This is a genomic window from Arthrobacter sp. Y3223164 (assembly GCF_059091005.1).
In genome coordinates this window covers 1-4,850 of record NZ_JBNHGF010000218.1, presented here as the reverse complement: position 1 = coordinate 4,850, position 4,850 = coordinate 1, and the positions used below count along the sequence as shown (strand labels likewise).

The 4,850-nt window shown below is 68.7% G+C and carries 5 protein-coding genes; 1 reads left to right on the top strand and 4 read right to left on the bottom strand.

Annotated elements, in window-relative coordinates; translation table 11 throughout:
- Positions 1 to 89 precede the first annotated feature (89 nt).
- A complete protein-coding gene (locus AC5RUJ_RS11175; RefSeq protein ID WP_494128975.1) occupies positions 90 to 593 on the top strand; it encodes an 8-oxo-dGTP diphosphatase in 504 nt (167 codons plus the stop codon).
- Here AC5RUJ_RS11175 and AC5RUJ_RS11170 read toward each other — a convergent pair.
- From AC5RUJ_RS11170 to AC5RUJ_RS11155, 4 genes are all read right to left on the bottom strand, one after another.
- Positions 590 to 1,750 (bottom strand): bifunctional 2-methylcitrate synthase/citrate synthase, encoded by a 1,161-nt coding sequence (locus AC5RUJ_RS11170; RefSeq protein ID WP_494013790.1) that lies wholly within the window; start codon positions 1,748 to 1,750, stop codon positions 590 to 592. The two genes, AC5RUJ_RS11175 and AC5RUJ_RS11170, sit on opposite strands and share 4 nt — an antisense overlap.
- 21 nt (positions 1,751 to 1,771) lie before the next feature.
- Entirely contained in the window at positions 1,772 to 2,677 is a 906-nt protein-coding gene (gene prpB, locus AC5RUJ_RS11165; protein ID WP_494128976.1) for a methylisocitrate lyase, read from the bottom strand.
- Complete coding sequence (locus AC5RUJ_RS11160) at positions 2,678 to 4,198, bottom strand: MmgE/PrpD family protein (protein ID WP_494128977.1); 1,521 nt, start codon at positions 4,196 to 4,198, stop codon at positions 2,678 to 2,680.
- Positions 4,199 to 4,850 (bottom strand): GntR family transcriptional regulator (locus tag AC5RUJ_RS11155; RefSeq protein ID WP_494155870.1); only part of this gene is annotated, 652 nt, incomplete at its 5' end.

Genomic DNA, 4,850 nt, shown 5'->3' with positions numbered 1-4,850 from the left:
GCCCGGGCCCGCTGGCGTCTCTCTCGGGCACCGGCCGGTTGCACCGGAACGCACCGTCGGCGCCGTCGCGCCGGGCTAGACTCGCTGCCATGACTGTCGCCGTTGCCCTGTGTTTCCTGCTCCGGGAGGAAGCCGGGCGCCGTTACGTGCTGCTCGGCCGGAAGAAGACCGGGTTCGGCACCGGGAAGGTCGTGGGGGTCGGCGGCAAAGTGGAGCCGGGGGAGGGCGACGACGACGCGGCCTGCCGTGAGATGCAGGAAGAGACCGGAGTCCGCGTGGGGCCGGAGGCGCTGGAGCAGGCCGGACGGATCTTCTTCGATTTTCCGGCCCTTCCCGCGTGGAACATGGACACCGCGCTCTTCGTGGCCCGGCGGTGGGAAGGCGTCCCGGTAGAGTCCGCGGAAATCGCGCCGGCTTGGTACCGGGTGGACCGGCTGCCGCTGGCGCAGATGTGGCAGGACGCCGGCCACTGGCTGCCGCTGGCGTTGTCGGGGCAGCGGCCGCGGCTGCGGGTGCTGATGCAGCCGGATAACGAAACGGTGGCCGGCGTCGAAAATCTCGACACCGGCCACCGCGTGGCCTGGCAGCTTTAGCGGCCCAGCTCCCGCTGGGCGGGCCCGTTGTATTCGCTGAGCGGCCGGATCAGCGAGTTCGACTCCAACTGCTCCATGATGTGCGCGGTCCAGCCGGTGATGCGGCTGGCCACGAACAGCGGGGTGAACATCTCGGTGTCGAACCCCATCAGGTGGTAGGTGGGGCCGGCGGGGTAATCCAGGTTCGGCTTGATGTCCTTCGCCTCGGCCATCGCGTGCTCCAGGCCATCATAGAGGCCGAGTATTTCGGGCCGCCCATAGTGTTCGATCATCTTGTCCAGCGCGGCCTTCATGGTCGGCACCCGGGAGTCGCCGTGCTTGTAGACCCGGTGGCCGAAGCCCATCACCTTCTGCTTCCGGGCCAGCGCCTGTTCCATCCAGGTCCGGGCGCGTGCGGCGGCTTCCTCGCGGGGCTCGTCAGGGCGGATCCCGATCTGCTCGAAGGTGTGCATGACCGCCTCATTGGCTCCGCCGTGCAGCGGGCCCTTCAGGGCGCCGATCGCACCGGTCACGGCCGAGTGCAGGTCGGAGAGCGTGGAGGTGATCACCCGCGCCGCGAAGGTGGAGGCGTTGAACGAGTGCTCCGCGTACAGGATCATCGAGACGTTGAAGGCGTCCACGACTTCCGGCGCGGCCTCTTCGCCGAAGGACATCCACAGGAAGTTCGCCGCGTAGCCCAGGTCCGCGCGCGGTTCCACCAGGTCCTGGCCGCGGCGCCGGCGCTGGTCGTAGGCGACGACCGCCGGGAAGGCCGCCAGCAGCTCCACGGCCTTGGACATGTTCGCCGCCGGAGAGGAATCCCCGGCCAGCGGGTGCCGGGCCCCGATCACGCTGGCGGCGGTCCGGCAGACATCCATGGGGTGGGCCTCGGCCGGCAGGGCATCGATGACCGATTTCACCACCGGGTCCAGCGCGCGTCCGCCGCGTTCGGCCGCGGTGAACTCCCGCAACTGGTCGCCGTCCGGCAGCTCCGAGTTCCACAGCAGGTAGGCCACTTCTTCGAAGCTGCAGTGCGCGGCCAGATCCTGGACCGGGTAGCCGCGGTACAGCAGCGAGTTCGTCTCCGCGTTGACCTTGGAAATCTTCGTGGTGTCGACGACGACGCCGGCCAGCCCCTTGCGGATCTGCGGTGCTTCGGTTGATGCATCGGTGCTCATGGCGACTCCTATGTCTTGTGGTCAGTGCCGGCCGGGCACGTGGAAATTGAATACAGAGGTGTCGAATTGGTTATACGCCTCATAATCCACCAATTCGTACAAACGCGCACGGGTGAGCATGTCGCCTACCTGTGCCTGCTGGGTCCCGTCGGCCTTGATGGCGTCGAGGGTCCGTTCGGCCGCGCCCATCGCGCTGCGCAGCAGGGTCACCGGATAGATCACCATGTTCACACCCACGGAGGACAGTTGGTCCGCGGTGAACAGGTCGCTCTTGCCGAACTCGGTCATGTTGGCCAGCACCGGCACGTCGACGGCTTCGCGGATGGCGGCGAATTCTTCCAGGGTCCTCATGGCTTCGGGGAAGATGGCGTCCGCGCCGGCGTCGACCAGGGCGCGGGCACGGTCCTGGGCAGCGGCCAGGCCGTCCACGGCCCGAATGTCGGTGCGCGCCATGATCAGGAAGTTGGGGTCCCGGCGGGCGTCGGCGGCGGCGCGGATCCGCTTGCTGGCGGTCTCCAGGTCCACCACGTTTTTGCCGTCCAGGTGGCCGCAGCGCTTGGGGTTGAACTGGTCCTCGATGTGGCAGCCGGCCAGGCCGGCGTTCTCCAGTTCCTGCACCGTGCGGGCCACGTTCATCGGCTCGCCGAAGCCGGTGTCGGCGTCCACCAGGGCCGGCAGGTCGGTCATCCGCGCGACCTGCCCGGCCCGGGTGGCGACCTCGGTCAGCGTGGTCAGCCCGATGTCCGGCAGCCCCAGGTCGTTGGCCAGCACGGCGCCGGAGATGTACACGCCGTCGAACCCCTTCTCCTGGATCAGCCGGGCCGAGAGGGGATTGAACGCTCCGGGGAACTGCTGCAGCTTCCCGGAGGCCAGCCCCTCGCGCAGCGTGCGGCGCTTCTGCTCGGGTGTTGTCGCGGAGTAGAGCATTTAGAACAGCCCCTTCGGCCCGGCGGAGAGGTCGATGACGCCGTCGGCCGCCCGGAGGTTCAGCTGGTCCAGCTCGCCGGCGGCCAGTTCGGGCAACCGCTCGACGGCGGCCAGGAACCGGTCGATTTCGGCATCGTCGACGATGCCCTTGGCCAGGGTCCGCAGCTTGTTCACGTACTGCTCCCGGGCGAACGGGCGGGCGCCCAGCGGGTGGGCATCGGCCACGGCGATCTCGTCGGCGATGACCGTTCCGTCGGCCAGGGTGATCTCCACCGAGCCGCCGAACGCCTTCTCGGCGATGTCCAGCGAATGGTAGCGGCGGGTCCACTCCGGGTCTTCCTCGGTGCTGACCTTCTGCCACAGCGCCACGGTGTCCGGCCGGGCCGCCCGTTCGGGGGCGTACGAATCAACGTGGTGCCAGGCACCGTCCTGCAGGGCCACGGCGAAGATATACGGGATCGAGTGGTCCAGCGTCTCGCGGGACGCCGTGGGGCTGTACTTCTGCGGATCGTTCGCGCCGGAGCCGATCACGTAGTGCGTGTGGTGGCTGGTCCTGATCAGGACGGACTTCACGTTCTCCGCGTCGGTGGCTTCCGGATGCTCACGGTGCAGCTTGCGGGCCAGGTCGATCCAGGCCTGGGCCTGGTACTCGGCGGAGTGTTCCTTGGTGTAGGTGTCCAGGATGGCGCGCTTGGACTCGCCCGGGGCCGGCAGCGGCACGTCGTAGGAGGCGTCCGGCCCGTCCAGCAGCCAGGCGATGACGCCGTCCTCGCCCTCGTAGATCGGCACGGGTGAGGTCTGGCCGCGCATCGCCCGGTCCACTGCCTCCACCGCCATCTTGCCCGCGAAGGCCGGTGCGTGCGCCTTCCAGGTGGAGATCTCGCCCTTGCGCGACTGGCGCGTCGCCGTCGTCGTATGCAGCGCCTGGCCCACGGCCTGGAAGATGGTCTCCGTATCCAGGCCCAGCAGCGTGCCGATGCCCGCCGCGGCCGACGGGCCCAAATGGGCCACGTGATCGATCTTGTGCTTGTGCAGGCAGATGGCCTTGACCAGGTCCACCTGGATTTCGTAGCCGGTGGCGATGCCGCGGAGCAGGTCGCGGCCATTCGCGCCCACGTGCTGGGCCACCGCGAGGATGGGCGGGATGTTGTCGCCCGGGTGCGAGTAGTCGGCGGCCAGGAACGTGTCGTGGTAATCCAGTTCGCGCACTGCCACGCCGTTGGCCCAGGCCGCCCATTCCGGGGAGGTCTTCCCAGCGATGCCGAAGACCCCGGCACCGGCCCCGCCGCCGGAGACCGGGTGGCTTAGCGCCTGCGCACGCGCGGCGACAATGGGGGAGCGGTTCAGCGACGCAATGGCCACCGAAGCGTTGTCGATGATCCGGTTGATCACCATCTCGGCCACGTCGGCGGAAACCTCCACCGGGTCGGTGGCCACGCGGGCGATTTTGTAGGCGAGCTGGTCCTCGCGGGGCAGGTTCTCTTCGCTGCGGTAGACGCGCACATGATGGTTGACGGTCATTCAGAATGTCCTCTCGGCTGGCAGGTCGGTCCGGTGTTTCGGATCGGTGGTCTTGAAGTGTTCCAGGCTCTGGTGAAGATGGATGCGGGTGGCGGCGGCCGCCACCTGGCTGTCGCCGTCGGCGATGGCGCCGGCGATGTTGGCGTGTTCGGCCGCCGAGGCCAGCAGGCGGGCCGGGTTGTCCCGTGCTAGCCGCCGGATCCTCACCAAGTGGACGCGCAGGTTGGCCATCGCCTGGCGGAGGTAGGTGTTGGCGGCGGCGTGGTCCACCGCGGCGTCCAGCCGGCCGACCAGCCGGTAGTAGGCCTGCGGGTCCGGAACGGCGCCGCGCATGGCCTCGGCCGCCGCGAGGAATTCCTGCTGCAGCCGCCGGAATTCGGCCGGTTCCCCGCGCCTGGCGGCCAAGGCCGTCGCCTGGCACTCCAGTGCCGTGCGCAGTTCGAAGAGCTCGGTGACGTTCTCCAGTGAAACGTCGGCGACGACGACGCCGCGTCCGCTATGGGATGCGGTAAGCCCATCAGCATTTAGCCGGCCCAAGGCCTCGCGCAGGGGAGTGCGGGAAACACCCAACCGCTCCGCCTGCTCGACCTCTCCTAGCACCGTCCCAGGCTCGAGGCGCCATTCGAGAATGTCCTCACGAAGGGCCTTGTAA

Bases quoted from the DNA above. Each gene is read 5' to 3' on its own strand.
- AC5RUJ_RS11175 (WP_494128975.1), top strand. From the start codon at position 90: ATGACTGTCGCCGTTGCCCTGTGTTTCCTGCTCCGGGAGGAAGCCGGG.
- AC5RUJ_RS11170 (WP_494013790.1), bottom strand. From the start codon at position 1,750: ATGAGCACCGATGCATCAACCGAAGCACCGCAGATCCGCAAGGGGCTG.
- prpB (WP_494128976.1), bottom strand. From the start codon at position 2,677: ATGCTCTACTCCGCGACAACACCCGAGCAGAAGCGCCGCACGCTGCGC.
- AC5RUJ_RS11160 (WP_494128977.1), bottom strand. From the start codon at position 4,198: ATGACCGTCAACCATCATGTGCGCGTCTACCGCAGCGAAGAGAACCTG.